Origin of the sequence: Pseudoalteromonas sp. Of7M-16 (assembly GCF_022347805.1) — a bacterium.
Lineage (GTDB): Bacteria > Pseudomonadota > Gammaproteobacteria > Enterobacterales > Alteromonadaceae > Pseudoalteromonas > Pseudoalteromonas luteoviolacea_F.
Genome location: NZ_JAKRFY010000023.1, coordinates 61,296 through 79,076 on the forward strand (window position 1 = coordinate 61,296; position 17,781 = coordinate 79,076).

At 41.6% G+C, this 17,781-nt stretch carries 10 protein-coding genes; 4 read left to right on the top strand and 6 right to left on the bottom strand.

The window, feature by feature from the left end; translation table 11 throughout:
- Positions 1–106: 106 nt before the first annotated feature.
- A complete protein-coding gene (locus MHN81_RS20665; RefSeq protein ID WP_023399355.1) occupies positions 107–940 on the top strand; it encodes an SGNH/GDSL hydrolase family protein in 834 nt (277 codons plus the stop codon).
- A 79-nt stretch (positions 941–1,019) separates the two neighbouring features.
- On the opposite strand, the gene MHN81_RS20670 is transcribed toward MHN81_RS20665, so the two are convergent.
- Entirely contained in the window at positions 1,020–1,871 is an 852-nt protein-coding gene (locus MHN81_RS20670; protein ID WP_239426579.1) for an enoyl-CoA hydratase-related protein, read from the bottom strand.
- Between the two features lie 109 nt (positions 1,872–1,980).
- Between MHN81_RS20670 and MHN81_RS20675 the strand changes: the two genes are divergently transcribed.
- Positions 1,981–2,583, top strand: coding sequence for a FecR family protein (locus tag MHN81_RS20675; RefSeq protein WP_239426580.1), 603 nt, complete (start codon positions 1,981–1,983; stop codon positions 2,581–2,583).
- Positions 2,584–3,006: 423 nt separating this feature from the next.
- Positions 3,007–3,795, top strand: a complete 789-nt coding sequence (locus MHN81_RS20680; protein ID WP_023399352.1) for a hypothetical protein — start codon at positions 3,007–3,009, stop codon at positions 3,793–3,795.
- A 596-nt stretch (positions 3,796–4,391) separates the two neighbouring features.
- Here MHN81_RS20680 and MHN81_RS20685 read toward each other — a convergent pair.
- Genes MHN81_RS20685 through MHN81_RS20695 form a run of 3 tightly spaced genes read right to left on the bottom strand, consistent with a single transcriptional unit; the run spans position 4,392 to position 11,548 of the window.
- Positions 4,392–5,321, bottom strand: a complete 930-nt coding sequence (locus MHN81_RS20685; RefSeq protein WP_239426581.1) for a hypothetical protein — start codon at positions 5,319–5,321, stop codon at positions 4,392–4,394.
- Between the two features lie 2 nt (positions 5,322–5,323).
- Complete coding sequence (locus MHN81_RS20690) at positions 5,324–8,944, bottom strand: DUF637 domain-containing protein (protein WP_172642411.1); 3,621 nt, start codon at positions 8,942–8,944, stop codon at positions 5,324–5,326.
- 12 nt (positions 8,945–8,956) lie between these two features.
- Positions 8,957–11,548, bottom strand: coding sequence for a hypothetical protein (locus tag MHN81_RS20695; protein ID WP_239426582.1), 2,592 nt, complete (start codon positions 11,546–11,548; stop codon positions 8,957–8,959).
- 657 nt (positions 11,549–12,205) lie between these two features.
- Between MHN81_RS20695 and MHN81_RS20700 the strand changes: the two genes are divergently transcribed.
- Positions 12,206–13,186, top strand: coding sequence for a hypothetical protein (locus MHN81_RS20700; protein ID WP_023399348.1), 981 nt, complete (start codon positions 12,206–12,208; stop codon positions 13,184–13,186).
- A gap of 669 nt (positions 13,187–13,855) precedes the next feature.
- Here the strand turns inward: MHN81_RS20700 and MHN81_RS20705 are convergent.
- Together MHN81_RS20705 and MHN81_RS20710 are read right to left on the bottom strand one after the other, a co-directional pair.
- Complete coding sequence (locus MHN81_RS20705) at positions 13,856–14,053, bottom strand: hypothetical protein (protein ID WP_239426583.1); 198 nt, start codon at positions 14,051–14,053, stop codon at positions 13,856–13,858.
- Between the two features lie 19 nt (positions 14,054–14,072).
- Complete coding sequence (locus MHN81_RS20710; protein ID WP_239426584.1) at positions 14,073–17,777, bottom strand: DUF637 domain-containing protein; 3,705 nt, start codon at positions 17,775–17,777, stop codon at positions 14,073–14,075.
- Positions 17,778–17,781 lie beyond the last annotated feature (4 nt).

Below are 17,781 nucleotides of genomic sequence, written 5' to 3' on the forward strand. Positions count from 1 at the left end.
CTTTATATTCATCAAAATACTTTTCTATAACCTACCAAAGTCTAACTTACTCACTGATCCGTATCACCTAACGTGTAATGGCTACAATTTAACCAAAAGGATTATCATGTTCACTTCTCAAACTATAAAAACCCTGTTGTTGAGCCTCAGCTTGTCTTTTACATCAAACTTGCATGCAGCACCAAAATCGGAAGAAGCGCCACTGCTTTTGATCGGTGCTTCTTTTGCCAATGCTAAAATGCCCTATTTTGACAACCTACAAGCACCACTAAATGGTATCGCCATTAATTCTGGCCGATACCTTTCTCTAGGAAATGCCTTAATAAGAGAACCTCGCCTCTCAGGTCATCTAATCAACGAAGGACAAGCTGGCGCAACCACATTCGATAGGTTGACGTGTTTTCCAGGTCCTGAGTGTGTGGGGCCCGGCTGGGAAGGTTATGAAAAGCAATTTACTAAAGCACTGAGTAGAGTGACCTCCTTTTCCACAGAAGTATCCGCCCAATACATCGTTATTATTCGTGGAAATGATTGCAACCACCCCGATGCTTTTGGTATTCCAATGTCAGAAACTTCGGAATGTACTCTAGAACAAATGCACTCTTATATAGACACCTTCGTCAATGTTGCCAACCGAGCGCTAGCCGCTGGGATCACACCGATTTTTTCAAAGGCACCGGATTACGATGCGATTGACTGGGAAACCCTTAGACAACGGTTTAATTGGCCGTGGATCATAAGCAAAGATAACTATGAAACCTTTTCAGAATTGAGGCTAAACCGTCTTAAAAATGAGGTACCTGATGCCATTTTTCTCGATATATGGCGCGGTTTTGAACCTATGGATGATGGTTTACATCCAAATCGAAAAACCATGCAACGTGCCGCTAAACGTATAGCCAAAGCTGTTAAAAAGCACCGTAAGCAGACAACCGAGTAAACACCGTTACTGCTAGTTTTAATATGAGGCCGTTTCCCCTTCCCTGCGCGTAAACGGCCTTCATCGCCATGTCCCGTATTTAATACCTTACGCGCCCAAGTCTACGCAGGTATTTTTGCTGATTTTCGTCAACCTTGACGGCTTTTTTAACCCAGGCTTCTGCCAATGAGCTAAATTGACCGACAGAGTGTGTTTCTTTTCGGTGCCGATATTTTTGCAACACTGTGTGACCAATATCGCAGGCCTGTGCCCGCTGAACTAGACCACGTACACTCTGCTCTCCTTTGCCACACTCTGTCAAAACATCGACCAACCCCAATTCATATAAATCACGAGCACTAAAACGTGTATTAGAATACATGACTTCCATTAGTGCACAGCGTGACGCCTTGTGCTTTAACTTAGATACCAGTAAGTGCTCTAGCCCGTGATTAAAAGCTACGGGCGGATAGAAAAACTCTGCTCCTTCCTCTGCCACAACACAATCAGCACAAAGAGCGACTTCCATTCCTGCTCCGTAAGCCCTGCCCTGTACCAACACTATGCTGGTTAGATTATGCCTAGAACCTGCCAATATTCGATGTAGCAAGGTCATATAGTTAAAAGCATAATCTCGGAGCCAAGGCTCATTTTGTTGTTTTACACAGTTTGTTAAATTCACTAGATCGCCACCCAGACTAAAAACCCCCGATTTATCACTACTCAAAACCTTAATCGTATGGTTTTGAGCACGGGACTCTGGTAGATAAAAGTGACCTAGCTGCTGTAACAAAGATTTAGTAAAGTACGGAGCTTTATCTAGCTGCATTGTTGCCCAATGTAACGACCCAGATCGCATGATCGCCAAGGGCTCACTGGCATAAACGGAAGTTGCTCTCACTTGCACAAATTCATTACCTGTTTTGATGTGTTGTTCATAGTGCTGACGCACTGTCAGCCACTTTGTGATTAGATACTTTGAAATAATCTTATCCTTCCAACAGCATTCGACACTCGGCGATTCTGCTTCTATTTTTATATAAAACCTCTGGAGTCAATTAATGAAAGCCTTGTTACTGAGTTTGCTTATTTTAAGTACGTGCAGTTTTGCTGATAATCAGGTGGCAAAAGTCATGCTTGCCAAAAAACAGGTCACAGCTCAGTCAGACAACCAGCATCGTGATCTCACGCGTAAATCCCCTATATTTATCGAGGACGCTCTGCATACGGGTAAAAACGCACGCGCACAAGTGAGATTCTCGGAGGGAACCATCTTGTCTTTGGGAGAACAAACGCAATTTGTCGTTAATCAATTTGAGTATCAGCAAAGCTCAGATGCCAGCTTTGAATTTATCTCGGGCGCATTTCGGATAGTTACAGGAGAAATAACCAAAGTTACCAATCCAAATTTTAAAATTAAAACACCAATGGGCTCTATCGGTATACGAGGCACCGATTTTTGGGGTGGAAACCTCTACAGCGAAGATACTATTGATGTCATTTTATTAGACAGTGAACATCCAATCGTGGTTGAGAATGAGTATGGACGGGTGGTTATTTCAAAACCAGGAATGGGTACTACGTTACAAAAAGGCAAAGCACCAACAGCACCTGAGACATGGTCAGATAAAAAACTTCAGGACGCAGTCAAAACGATTCAATAATTAATTGACATGTAAAACAACACATCTGTTTTTCAAAGTGTTTGAAATTACTCTCTCCTGCCCCTTAGAGGGAACCGCTAGTAAGCTGTAAAAATCAAAAAAACACACTTTATTTTACATAAAGTTCAAATTATTAATTATTTATAAACAATGAACTTATCTGTAATGGTGATTGAACCTTATGAATAAAATAGTAGGTATACTTTTAAATTTATAAACCCTGCCCAGAGAAACCCTTATATCATTGATATTTATAAAAATATTAATTCATCATCCAATTTAATAGCTACTTATATTGGCTAATTTGCTCGTACCCATTTCGTTTGCTACTTTGCATCTCGTCAACACTTTGGGCCCAAGTGATGAATGACAAAACTAACAAGTGATAAACAACCGAACTAATGAACGACCAAAGGAAAGAAGATGAAAATGTTTAAATTAGGTACTCTCGCTGCTGCTATGTTAACTACTGTAAGTGCAGTTGCTGCGCCTATTAATATCGCTGATACAAATGGTTATGATCGTCACACTGTTTACTCATACGGCCCGGTTAGCCGCGTGGTTATCACAAGTGAATTCGCACATAACTTCTCAGCTGATATTGAGCTTCGTGATGGCGCACGTTGCGATAACGGTAACCTATATTCAAACGTTGACAGCAGCCATGTTGTAAATGTAGGTATTCAAGCAGATGCTTCTAACGCTAATGCAGCAAGTGTTGGTGTAACAAATGCAATTGCAGAAGACAAACTGACTCACAACAAAACGCTTCACTTAAGCTGTTACGATGCAGACAACACTTGGTACAATGTACTTGTAAACGTACCTGGCGCACCAATTGTAAACTGGGACATCACAGTTGAGCCAGCTGGTGAGTTCGTTAACCAACCATACTCTTTTGGTTACCACACTGCGTTCCGTGTAAAGAGCACGCTTAACGTAAACAACCAAAACAAGAGCCAGTCTTACTGTCACACTGTTGCAAACCGTGGCCTATCTCTAGGTCTATTCCACGGCCGTGATACTTCAAATACGTTCCACTCTGACGTTTTCACACAAGACAAAGTGTACAACAACGACACTGCTCAGCCAGTTTTATACCAAATCGTACAGTGTGAAAACGCTGCTGGTAAAACAATGGCTGTTAAGGTATTCAACCTAACAGATCCAAACGGCATCTACACATACGAAGACCAACTTATCATCAAGTAATTTCTTCGAAAAAAAGCAGCCCAAGGGCTGCTTTTAATCAGTTTTTGAATGTGAATCTAAACGAAGATTCATGTATAAAAATTAGTAAGGTGGTCTAGCTTCTAGATCGAAAAGTCATATCCAATCTTCAGTTCCCACTTCATATTTTGCTCCATGTCGCTCTATATATATTGAAAACTTAATTATCACTCCTGAAACTGAGTTAAGCTTTTTATGTAAGTTTTCAGAGTTACTATTAATGCAGTAAACACCACTTTAGATTTTTGCATAAAATAAGTAGGAGTCAATTTCTTGATCTATAGGAGAATATATTCTCCCTTAGCTAGACCAGAACACTCTGTAACAGCACCAGCTTTAGTTAAAACTAAATTGTAAGAAAAACCTCAACCCCACGCTATATACACAGAATAAAGCGGCGTCATTTTAACCCGCTAAGAATAATGATTGAGAAAGGTAAATAGTAAGAAGAGCGTTAAAACTTGCCGGTAAGTTAGAATTTACTGTGAACGAAGGGGTACTTAATTTGGCTGCCAGTGATCATTCAAAGCGATTAACGAGACAGTAAATACTGTCTCGTTATAGTTGCTTAGTGCTGATTACGCATTCATCAACGTTTCTTCATCAAAGCCTTGGTCACGAATACAAGCTAGGAGCTGGCTTAATAGCTCATCTTCTACTGGCGCAACAGGCTCATCAGGTAGCAATTGTGTGATATTGCCAAACCCAGGATGGCTAAAATCTGGATTAGGTAAACCACGCTCCGCACGAAGGGCCAATAACAGCAAGGCTGCATATGGGGTAAACTGCCAATTCATATTATCGAATTCAAAATACATTTTACTCGGTGGCGACGCGACTTGGGCTACTTGGTCATCACATAATTGAGTTAGATAACCCGTTAGTTCTTGTACATCATCGGTATCCCAACGAGCAATAATGTCCGTATAAACAAAATCATCAACAATGGGCACCAACTGTTTACCGCCTTTAACTGCATCAAACAAGAGTATAATAAAATCGCCAATATGGCTTTCTGAGCGGTTTATCCAGAACTTTGGATAACCCACTTGTAGCAATTTAAATATATGCTCTGCCCGTGTAGACTGCTGCAAAATAACCGCCATGACCAAATAAAACACACTGTCCGGTGAAACTCCTCCTTCTCGCTCCCTATCAAAGCGAATAACATAACGCTTGTGAGTAAAATAGGTAATAATACAATTTATATGGGCAAAACACAAACTATGGCTTAACGCATTACTACACAATTTTCCCTCTTGAATAAGCATACTCTGTGCAGACATTTCATAGTAATCTGTCGGTACTTCTAATTCTGTTTCTAAAAACTCCCAAGGCAAAAATGGTAAACTTACAGTTGTATCTTCACTAACACCTGTGCTCCCATTATTTAAATAAAAGCCTACTCTCTCTTCGTTACGCCTAACTACATCAGCATATTTAGTCGGGTTTTTTATCGACCGCTTGCGTTTGCGTAAAAACTTTTCTAGTTGCTTCTCGTTTATCATAATTATTTCGCTCGTACTATCTTAACCGTTGCTGTACCTGTAGTGTTAGGCTCAGGAACAGAGACTTTCGCTAAAATGGGTTTAATTTTATATCCCTGTTTCATCAACTTTTGCAACTCAATTGCAAAATTCTCTGCTTCTGGTGTCACTTTCTGCCCATTTAACTTACCTATCGCCACCTGCTCTATCCACTTTTTACCACGTTTTGCCAAATTTAAGTCATCCGGTTTTGGAAATTTATTCCTATAACTGGATTTAACTTCAATTAACCAAATCGTTTTCTTTGTTGGATCTGGGTCGATACCTAATAAGTCAGCGCCATGGTTAGACTTATTTTTAACAATGTCTTTAAACTCAATGCCCGTACTGTCTTCAAAAAGTTGTTTGGCTATTTGCTCACCATAAAAGCCGTCGTTGCGGTCTGCCACATGTGAACCATTAACTTTAACCAAAAACTCGTGCTCATCTTTAAATTCACTTAAATCAAGACGGTTTTTAACAGCATCGGCCACTTTAATATCGCCAATTTCACCACTGGGTTTGCCCTGTTTGCCCGAAGCAATATTGTCCTCAATCTCCTTGAGCATGGCTGGCGACAGTACATCATTGCGTTTTAGCCAGTCAAGCATCTCTTCAAAAGACTTAAAACCGGGAATAGCCTTGCTAATTAGCCCACCAGCTGCTTGCTCCACAAGCCATTCTTGGAGCATTTCCTTACCCTTAGTAGGGTCCTTACCCATGGTGTCATAGATATCATATAGTTCATTGGCTGTAAGCGCGATATCAATCCCTTTCAAAACCATTAAACCGAGCGGGATCAAGAAAAATGCATTGTGCTTAGCCGCATTTTCGGCGGTCATCGCAGCCAAATTGACATCACTATTGGCGATAAGTGCCGCAGTTGCCCCTCCGAGCTTGGCTAAATCGACCCCAATGGCACTGAGTTTAGCCACTTCCTTGTTAAAATATGCTTGAGCACCTTCAGACTTATAAAATGCGGCAATTTCAGCATCACTAAACTGAGCATCACGTAGTAATTGAGCCCTGTCAGCTTCTCTTTGGTAAAACTCTTCTAATTTATTTGCTTTATATGTATCAGCTATCAGCTCTCCAACAACCGCACCGCCGGCACCAGTCAAGCAGCTCTCGCTTCCTCCACCAGAGGCTTGGCCTGCTTCGCTGGTTGCTATACCCAAAATACAACCAGCACCAGCATGCGCTAAATATCTAACAGAATTGGTAATGTCACCGCCTCTATACGCGGAGCCTATTGTAGATGACATATACTCACCTACTGCCGAGATACCAGCACTTTTCAGTGAGTTAGTGAAGCCCGAGGAAAACTCAGAAAAATCTCCACCATTAATTACAGTCGAAATTCCCGCACTAATTGTTGAATTAACAACAGCCTGAGTTGCTTGGTTACCTATTGATATAAGTGTATCTTTACTTAATAACGCAGCATCAGGGTTAACTTCCCCAAAAAACTGTAGATCGCTGAAGTGGCTCATCATACCGGCTGTAGCCATTGATATAACCAAGGATCTAATACTCTCGCTGCTTAGCATGTGGCTTAACGTATCGCCAACACTATTGCCAGACGCCAAACTGGTTGCAGCTTGCGTAGTTAAAGTCACTGCTGCTGCCGACATCGCGGCCCCCATTGCTGGGCTAAAGGCACTCGCGATGGCTCCTTCCGTGCCTATCCATTGTGCGCCAGCTGGTCCCATCGCAACCGACACGGCAATGGCTACCACAGCCATTGCCGCAGGGCTCAGGGTACTGGTGCTTTCATCTATATGAAGTTTTGTTAGCTCTGTAGTGACGATGCTTAGGTTGCTGTTAACCTGAGGATCATCGTGCAATTGTTGCATCCAGCTCAGTGAAGGAACTCCCGCAAAGTCACTGATCACCGATGAAATACTTTCTCCTTCGTACTGCCCTAATTCCAGCGTGATCCCATGGGTCGCATGTACTTTTACCCCGCCAATGATCTCGTTATACACCGCAGTATCGACCGTATCTTGCTTAGTTTCGGTCTTAATTTTCCAAGTGCCTTTTTCGACCTTGTTGTAGAAGTATTCTTTTTGCTCTTTGGCCAATAAGAACTTCACTTGACCATTTCGCGCCTCGATGGACGTGCCGTCCCCTGAGGTGATTTGAGCAGCTTGCAAGGTGACATCACCAAATTGAGAAGCGATTCGAACACCTTTACCCGCCTCTAGCGCTGAGCGAATAGCCATGGTTTGAAACTGCTGCTCTTGCTCAGTGGTCTTGCCCCATTTTCCAGATTTCTGACTTTGATTTTGATTAAATTCGTTAAGAATATATACGCCCTGACCAGCCAAAAGCTCGATCACGCCTTCATCTGCATGCAGTTCTGCTGCTTTGAGTTCAATAGCACCTGATGCCATTAAATAGATGCTGTCTTTAGCAGATAGTTTTGTGGTCAGATGTTTGATTTCTGAAGTCGATTGAGAATACTCGCCAACAGGCTCATTATTCACGTAACTGGTTTGTTGAGAAATTAACTGAATATTGCCATCAGCACGTAATCCAATTGTATTACCGTTTATCGTACCGCCCTGAATAACAATGTCACCCATGCTTCGAATACTAATGTTTTCGCCACTGACCGAGGCAATTTCACCAAAGCGAGAGCCTCGCTCATAGCGGCTAGAAAAACGGTGCACTAACGTTTTTTGCTCATACTGACCGGCAATAATGTCAACATTTTGTCTGGCAGTCAGACTGCCAGATAGGTTTCTTAAAGTACCACCAACAAATAGATTGAGATCACCATCTGAGGCTACTTGTGCGCCCGGATTAACAGTAAGGTTTCGCGCTGTTCTTAAATAAGTATCACGGCCCGTTAGCAAGGTGCCATTGTTAACAGTAATATCTCTAAAGTTTACATCGGAGCCTGTAAATTCGACTAAGTGACCATTTACAGTGCGTGATTCTATTGTCGATGCGCTCAGGTGTACCACTGGAGACAGTACTTTTTCCCCGTTGATGTCTCTATATTCTGGCCAGATAAAATCCTTACCAAAATTGTCATAAACTGATTTAGGTACTTGCTCACCAAACGTTACACCGCCTTTTCCAGCCAGTTCGTACGCATTTTGGTACAATTGCGTTATTTGAGCCGTTTCATCAGCATAGGCAGTTGAAATCATGTTTCGGTTCAGCTCGGCATAAATTTGCGAGCGGATCAAGCGTGATTGTACGAACCGGTCTCCAACCTGTTTTGATAGCGGGTAGTTTGGAAAAGTGACTGAGATCGAGCCGCCAGAAAGATGAATCTTTTTAGGTTCAGGTAATGCGTCCTTTCTATTATCCAACAAGACTTGATGGAAACCAGCTATGGTCTGAGTATTTAAAGCGCGAGGTTGCTCCACAACGTGCTTTGATTTCACATACATTGTTCTGCGGTTATCAGGCACCTTAGTGAATGCGGGAGAGCTTGCCAGCAGTTGATTTGCATTGGTCTTATCAAAAGCGTTATAGGCCTGTGCTAGAGTTGGTAAACACACCTGCCCGAGCAACATAACTATATTTAAATAGGCAATGGCCTTTTTGTAAAATGGCACGGGCTTGTCGGCCAAATTATCTTTTTTCATTTTTAATTCCATTTATTTACCATCCATCAAGACTGCCACAGTGACCGTTGGTGATTTGGATACGTCGCGAAGAGTTGGCGTGTCATGATCGTTTAACTCATCATCTATCGAAATTTTATATCTGTAATTCACCGTCACTTTCTTACCGTCATCGCTGACAATAACATTTTGATATTTGAAATTTTGCGCAGTACAGGAGTAACGAGTATTGGCACAACGGTAGTCTTCAGAGCCGCTTACGTACTGCCTGCTTCTAGCATAAGCTTTCGCAGCATCGTCTATTTCTTGGAAGGTATAACCTGTGTTTTCAAAATCTGCATCTGAGGATTCGCCAAGTATTGTACTTAAGGCAACTCTAACTGAGGAGTAGGTGCAATCTTCTGTTTGTGTCAAACCATGCTCTTCATAGCGATAGCCATCACATTTAAACAAACTTGCTGTAACCCATTGGTCGTCAACCTTGGGAAATGAATACCCTTCATAAGTATCTTCATCCACAACTTTTACATACCGTTGGAAGTACTCTTTAATCTTGGTATTGATCGTTGCATCTAGTGAGTTTGACTCTGTTACAGTCAGGTCGCTTTGACTTTCCATATTGGGGTTAATACCATACACATTACCGTGAATGGCTAGTAAGGTCTCACCTTCTACAGAAGTATCGACTGCTGCACCGCTACAATTACCTAAAGCAACACACTGTTTAATGGCATGAAAGTTACTTGTTTCTACTGTACTACTTAATTTAATGCCGATTGACTCTAAATCCAGCTTTTGGAAACGCGCATTGTCAAAAAGCTCAATATACGAAAATGCATTGACAAAACGACGCCTAGTCGAAGGTTCCGCTTTGCTGCCAATTTGGAATTCGCCAAAACTGACTATTCGCCCAGGTGGAGAATAAGCCGATATTTGAGTCCCAACTCCATGTTCAACTGTATCTTGGCTTCCTTTATTGTCCGACGTATAAGCGTAACGGGATATGATGAAAGAGGTAGTTTCTAAACGATAACGCTCGTTAAATAATAAGGGAGTATCAATATGGAATATCCCTTGTTGGCTAAGACGTAAAATGGCTGAAGAGTTGCGAATATACTGGCTTGCTTTAAGTTCCAATTTAGATTCTGCCGCTATTGAGACCTGCTCAGACTGAGCAGTGTTTACGCGAATACCTGCACTCCAGTCAACACCGCTTGGCTCTTCAATATGGTAGGGGTTAATATTTTCTATCGCTTTAGCTATAATTTTTATGTTGTTCGCATGGACTTTTGCACTCAAGCGGCTCTGTGTAGATCCGGTAGCGCTGTAGCTAGAATATGGGCCATGCTTAACACTGTTAACGTCAATAGATGGCGCATTCAGTGACTTATTTTCCGGCCAATTTAACCTGTTGGTACGAGAACCATTAGTGAAAATGCCATCGTTCAAATCAACGCTCAAAGTACCTGCTTTGATCACTCCACCAAAGGTATTGTAGACATCACCTTCGATTTCGATATTGATTTTTGAGCCACTTAGAGTACCGGAGTTTATCAGTCGACTTGCAGCGAATTCGATACTTCCAGCATCAACATAACCTTGGTTTAACAGGCCTTTGTCTGAAAAACTCTTGATTGTTTGACCAATCAATCTAGAACCAGAACGAAAAGTCGTCGCACCGATTGCTTTCGTTGTGATGATACGGTCGCTATAGAGCTTACCGTAAACATTCAATGTCGCACTTTCATGCTCCGCAATTTGAATAAATACGCCTTCTGCTGGCGCGTAAAATTGTCCCTGCCTTGTGCTCGTTGCCAAAGCATCTGACATGGTATTGAGCTCAGTGCTAACAGGGATAATCACTGGCTGCGACGCAACAATACCAATACTCGCAGCTTTAAAAGTACCAGACGGCTGATAAGTGTTCGACAGAGTCGTCGATGAAATCATATCAAGATCACTATAGCGAATAGAAAAGCGGCCCGGATACAAGTTAATACCGCCAGAGCCCAGTACATAAGAGCCCCTACTTGATTGGATGAATCCACTATTAGGATGACGCTCTGCGCGTAAATTTAGATCAATAACACCTGACGTTGCGATGCTATCTGACATCACTTCAAGAGATTGCAAGCCTGGTGCAGTTAGAGTTGAGATAGTCACCCTACCACTTGGTTGCGTTCTCACGATGCCGCCCGAAAGTGTGCCATTGATAAACGATAATCTTCCCGCATTATCAAAAGAACAGTTGCTGCAACGAACAGTACCACCTTGTGAGATAAACACTAGATCGACCGGCTTCCCCATCACTGAAACTGTATTTTGAATGTCAATTTCTGTTGCATTAATTACTAAAGTTTCAGTGCTACTATCATTAGGTATTTTGATGAGTAGAGGCTTACTAATTGTTGCGAATTTATTAAAATTAAGCGTTGTTATCGCAGCTGTACTATCAACAACCAGAAAATCGCTGGACGCATCTGGTTCTTTATGCACTGAAAAAATCGGAGACTGGTTATATATATAACTCGATACGCTTGCAGCAACACTTTTAGCAGTGCATAACGTAAAGAGAAATATACACAAAAACACTCCTCCAAACGGTTGAGAACGTTTTGATTTCATTTTTATCCTCACTTTCACAAAAAACGCCAATTTTATACAAATCAGAAACGGTATCAACTTTTACAAATTAAAAATTTAAAAGACTTTTAATTTTTAAATTACATCTGATATAAATATAAAAAATAACTTATCCTCAATCCTTAAATCGACAAAAAGTCGGATTTTTTAATGAGTATATTTATACGCCAGATTGAGCTCAACCTGATTTAAATCGCAATTTCCATCAAAAAAGATTTGTGTCTGTCCAATAAGTTTTCCCTCTTTTGGCTAACAACCAATACCATTGACCTTAGCTGGTTCCCTAGGCCTCAGCAGCGTGCTCATTAAAATTTGAAACTCGTTCATTTATTACTGCTTCTGCGTAAATACTGCTTCGTAGATGGCACATTCCAAATCGGAACACGCCTATTTTTTACACAAAAAAGTGTGCTTATTGGAGTGGATATGCCAAACAGAAAATATAATTAAAAACACTCATTATGAATAAACTTATATTGACAAGTTAATAAATTGAACTACAGGAGCAATAAGTGGTACACTATTAATTAATATCATCTAATATCAATCAATTATCGCTACAGGACAGGACAAGCTTTAATCGATTAAGTGAATATTAGGGATATCATAAGATATAAATCTAATAATAAGGATAAGAAAATGGACTCTACTCTATTTGTACCAATTTTAATCTCTGTGCTACAGGCAAATGGACCTGCACCACTGGAACCTCATCAGGCTGAAAAAATCTATGCTTGCCCGACATTCACTATACCGGTAGATGGTTGCACCATTGTTGAATCTGACATCGGTGGCGTGCCTGACAAACTAGAAAATTGGTTCTTTGATATTGTCAACGAAATTGCTGAAGAGTACACCGATGAATGTAATACACACGATAGAAACTATTGGACACTTGGTAAAACGAGGCACAGTTCTGACCAACAGCTTAAAGCAGATTTCAGAGAAGAAGCAACTGAATCATGGTTCGAGAAGCTTGGGCCTGAATGGAAGTTAGTCGAGCAAGCATGGAAAGTTATGGCTGGGGTTCGAGATGAAGACTACTATATTCCGAGACAACAAGACGCATATACTCGCTATACCAATATCGGCAAAAAGGTTAAGGCAAACCAGTGTTTCCAACACGCTGCTGATCTGCCCATTGACACTGCATTGCTGAACGTAGCTAAAGCCACTTTCCGCTCTATTACCAGCCGTGAGCCTACAGCTTATGAAGAGTTTGATATGGTTGAGCTGTACAATCCAACACATGGTGGTGACTTAAGTAGCTTCAGAATTGCAGTTGACGCCTATGCGACGAGCAAAATTAATGTATCTGGCCCTGAAGCGCTCGTAGTCGTGAATAAAGTTGAAGGGATTGACCAGTCCTCAATCACACTAAGTGTTCCTCAATACTCAGCTGATGGCCAAAAACTGGAAACGTACGTAAGAGCATTCGGGCAAGACTCAAGAGACGGTTCCCTAACTCTGTCTTTCAGCTATAAGTACGATCAGGCACTCACAATCTCTGGATGGGCCGTAGTGACTGATGAAAATGGTAACAGCGACTTCAAGAAAATTGAAGAGAAACTAAACGTCAAAGGATGGTGTTCACCTCGCGAAGGAATAGACTGCTACTAATTTTCAGCTAGTCTGATCAACAAAAAACAGTTGACTACTTTGCTGCTGATACGAGCTTAGTCAACTGTTTTTATCCTTGAAGGAAATCGGACAGAATCAACACTTTCTGCAATACCACTAAGCGCATCCAAAAAAGTACATGTGTTTATTAAGTTAGACCGTTTTATATTGAGCAGGCTTTAACTAAAATTTAAGCACAGCTCCCAATATTCGCTACAGCCGAATACACACCAAGCCATCTCGTTTTATCAGCACTGAACGACTCAACTCTTCTGCCACACGCGTACCAAGTAAACTACCAACCATATCCTGTCATTGAGAGATGTAGCGAGTTAATTATTTTGATTGGCCTTATCGGGATAACGGTTTTGAGATCCGCGCTTACATTGAGATAAAATCGCGTGCTTTTAACTTATTTACCATATTCACTCGTATTGGATCTTAATCTACATAAGCCGTCATGCCCTGTATTACTCTTGTACAAAAAAAGCACGGTGTAAACACCGTGCTTTAAATTGACAATAAGGCATCAAAGGCAAGTCTATTAAGTATTCATTGCTTTCGCCATTCAATTTAAAAATCAACTGAAGCTGAATGTTTAAACAACAGAAAAACTTGATTTAAGCAATAAATTTGCAGCTGCCTTGTCCGTCAATTTGTCTTACCGAATTATTGAAAACGATATTTATCTATTATATTTTCAATTTTTAACTTGCCACTTTTTACTGCATTGAAGTCCTGTTCCGTAATTTCCTTAACGGTTACGCCTGATCCATGTGCACCACTGTCATAATTGACAAAAAACTTGCCTCTTTCTCGGACAACCATGCAGCAAACCCCTCTTATTTCTTCATAATCTGGTTTCATAATCTTATACTCCAAACAATTACTTAAACTTGAGCATTCTTAAGGGAACCTGAGTTACATCTAAGATAGCTTCTCGTACCCCCCCAGAAGTAACACCTCCAGGTACCCACATATCGTTTGCCCCCATCTCATTGCCACTTGGTAAACGTATACCTCCTAATTCGGAAGGTAGAATATGCGCGGCTACGGTACCACCATTGCTCAAATCACCTGAATTTAAACCCAGCGCAATTTCTATTTCAGAAACATTGCCATTAGCACGTCGAACAATTTCATCAAAGTCACTTTTAGGCATAATGAAAGCTTCACTTGGGCCAATACTATCAAACTGATTGATGGCATCTTTTGTAGTAAATCGAACTGCTCCCCCTTTGAATCTATCTAAGTGAGAATCTATATACTCCTGTGACAGGTAGTCTTCAACTGGAGGCCTCTTTCCGTTTTCTGGCTTTTTAAGGACTTCATTATATAACCTGTTAGCATCCCAGCCTGATTTTAAACTAATTTTATTGTCTTCAATGAAGCTGCCTAACTCAAGTTTATTCTCAACTTTGGCGCCCCAAGCAACTGGCCCGAATTCAAAGTCGACATGAGACTGCTGGCTTTCACCAGGTTTATAGTTCTGAGGTTTTCCAGACTCTAGCTTAATCAGTATAGAATTAAGCTCTTCAACAACACGCTCAGGAACAATCCCTTTAGACTTCGCTATTTTAATCAAACTGCCTAATGTTTCTGCGGCAGTTTTTCCAATAACAATATCGATACCAAGCGAAATAGCATGCTTTTTGATAATTTCGATCTGTTTTTGAGGGTTGTCTTTTGCTGCGGCTAACTCTTCTCCAATAGCGACAGCACCTTCAATTGTTTGATACAAGTCGTATGCTTTGTAGAGCATATAACCGGCCTGTAAAACAAACCAAAATGCATTATGTTCCGCTGCATTTTCGCCCGCATTAGCAGCTATATTAACCTCAGCCCCAGCGATAAATGCCCCTACTCCAGCACCCAACTTCGCAAGATCAACCCCCTTGGCTTTGATTTCGCTAAGTTGTTTCATTAGATTTGGCGCATTAGATTTAAGAAGTGCTTTCTTCTGCTCGTGCGTTAACCCAACAAATTTTGACTCATCTAAACCTAGGTCTTTTAAGATACCCTCTAGCTCAGCTTGCTTGGTATGATAATCTTGACTCGATTTGTATTTGTCTGCGACTACCTCTCCAATTACGGCACCGCCAGCCCCAGATGCACATGCAGTGCCTTTTTCAGCATTATTTGCACTCGCTGAAGCAGCTCCTATTGCACAGCCAAGTGCAGCATGTGACAAGTATCTTACAGCTTGATCTATCGTCCCATCATCCGCCAGCTCACCTATTTTGGACGCCATTTTTTCACCAACGGTGTTAATGGCAGAAGCTCTCAATGAATTTACAAACTGACCTTTAAAGTCTCCAAAATCACCACCGTTAATTAGCGTTGATACGCCAGCACTAACTGTAGCATTTGCAACAGCCATCGAAACCTGGTTTGCTAAATCAATCGCATTCTGGCTTTCAAACAATGCAGAGCCAATATCTGCATTGCTAAAAAACTTCAGACTTTTAAATGCTTCGCTGTTTATTATCCCCGCTGTAACCATGGAAGTCGCAAGAGAACGGATACTGTCTTCTTGTAACATCGACTTCAAAGTACCATCGATTCCCTTGCCACTGGCTATTCCTACAGCTGCTTGTGTTGCCAACGCCAAAGCACCCGCTTGCATCGCAGCACCATTGATCACACCGAAGGAACCAATTCCGCCTGAACCTATTAATTCCGCGCCGCCAGGGCCCATCGCAACCGATACAGCAATAGCAATAACCGCCATAGCTGCTGGGCTCAATGTACTGGTTTTATCGTGTTTATGGATTCTTTCTAATTTTTGATAAACGAGATCAATATTGCCTGAAAGCTCAGGATCATTGTGCAGATCTGACATCCAGCTTAAGCTGTTGCTACTGCTAAATGTATTTAGCGTATTCTGTAGGCTTTCTCCTTCATACTGTCCCAGCTCAAGCGTAATTCCGTGAGTCGCTTTGACCTTAACTCCGCCGATGATCTCGTTATAAACCGCAGTATCAACCGTATCTTGCTTAGTTTCGGTCTTTATTTTCCAAGTGCCTTTTTTAACCCTATTATAAAAGTAGTGGTCCTGCTCTTTGGCAAGCAACAGATTTACTTTGCCATTGCGGGCATCTATCGTAGTCCCTTCACCAGAGTTTATTTTGACTGCCTTTAATGTAATATCGCCGAAATCCGACGCTACCATTATGCCTTTGCCCGCCTCCAATGCTGAACGCACAGCAATAGTCTGGAACTCCTGCTCTTGCTCTGTAGTTTTACCCCACTTTGCACTAGATTGCTTCTGGAACTGATTAAACTCATTGGATACAAAAATACCTTGGCCTGCCAATAGCTCAATAACCCCTTCATCGGCATATAGCTCTGCTGCTTTGAGTTCAATCGCACCAGACGCCATTAGGTAGATACTGTCTTTAGCAGACAGTTTTGTAGTCAAGTGTTTGACTTCAGAAGTTGATTGCGAATATTCGCCAACCGGTTCATTGTTAACGTAGCTAGTTTGTTGAGAAATTAGTCGAATATTGCCATCAGCACGTAAACCGATAGTATTGCCAGTTATCGTGCCACCCTGAATAACAATGTCACCCATGCTTCGAATACGAATATTCTCGCCACTGACCGAGGCAATTTCACCAAAGCGAGAGCCTCGCTCATAGCGGCTAGAAAAACGGTGTACTAACGTTTTCTGCTCATATTGACCAGCAATAATGTCTACATTTTCTCTTGCTGTCAGGCTGCCTGATAGGTTTCTTAAAGTACCACCAACAAATAGGTTAAGATCGCCATCTGAAGCGACTTGTGCTCCAGGATTAACAGTAAGGTTTCGCGCTGTGCGTAAATAAGTATCACGGCCTGTTAGCAAGGTGCCATTGTTAACAGTAATGTCTCTAAAGTTTACATCGGAGCCTGTAAATTCGACTAGGTGACCGTTTACGGTGCGCGTTTCTATTGTCGATGCGCTCAGGTGTACCACTGGAGACAGTACTTTTTCTCCATTGATATCTCTAAACTCTGGCCAGATAAAATCTTTACCAAAACTGTCGTAAACTGACTTAGGTACTTTCTCACCAAAAGTAACACTCCCCTTTTTAGCCAGTTCGTATGCATTTTGGTATAACTGCGTTATTTGAGCCGTTTCATCAGCATACGCGGTTGAGATCATGTTGCGGTTCAGCTCGGCATAAATTTGCGAGCGGATCAGGCGTGATTGAACAAACCTGTCCCCCACCAGCTTTGCCGGCGGGTAATGCGGGAAAATAACCGTGATCGAGCCTGTGGAAATAGGGATATATTGTGGTGAAGGCAGTACAGATTTTCTATTGTCCAGAAGCAGTTTATGAAAACCAGCTATGGTCTGAGCATTTTGAGCGCGTGATTGCTCCACGATGTGCTCAGATTTAACATACAATGTCTGACGATTGCCTGGCTCCTTAGTAAAAGCAGGAGAGCTTGCCAGTACTTGTGCAGCATTCGTCTTGTCAAAAGCATTATATGCGTGAGCTAGAGTTGGCAAACACACCTGCCCTAGCAACATAAAAATATTTAAGTAGGCAATGGCCTTCTTGTAAAATGGTACGGGCTTATCAGCCTCATTATTTTTTTTCATTTTA

Coding starts and splice junctions, on each gene's coding strand:
- MHN81_RS20665 (WP_023399355.1), top strand. CDS start 107: ATGTTCACTTCTCAAACTATAAAAACCCTGTTGTTGAGCCTCAGCTTG.
- MHN81_RS20675 (WP_239426580.1), top strand. CDS start 1,981: ATGAAAGCCTTGTTACTGAGTTTGCTTATTTTAAGTACGTGCAGTTTT.
- MHN81_RS20680 (WP_023399352.1), top strand. CDS start 3,007: ATGAAAATGTTTAAATTAGGTACTCTCGCTGCTGCTATGTTAACTACT.
- MHN81_RS20685 (WP_239426581.1), bottom strand. CDS start 5,321: ATGATAAACGAGAAGCAACTAGAAAAGTTTTTACGCAAACGCAAGCGG.
- MHN81_RS20690 (WP_172642411.1), bottom strand. CDS start 8,944: ATGAAAAAAGATAATTTGGCCGACAAGCCCGTGCCATTTTACAAAAAG.
- MHN81_RS20695 (WP_239426582.1), bottom strand. CDS start 11,548: ATGAAATCAAAACGTTCTCAACCGTTTGGAGGAGTGTTTTTGTGTATA.
- MHN81_RS20700 (WP_023399348.1), top strand. CDS start 12,206: ATGGACTCTACTCTATTTGTACCAATTTTAATCTCTGTGCTACAGGCA.
- MHN81_RS20705 (WP_239426583.1), bottom strand. CDS start 14,053: ATGAAACCAGATTATGAAGAAATAAGAGGGGTTTGCTGCATGGTTGTC.
- MHN81_RS20710 (WP_239426584.1), bottom strand. CDS start 17,777: ATGAAAAAAAATAATGAGGCTGATAAGCCCGTACCATTTTACAAGAAG.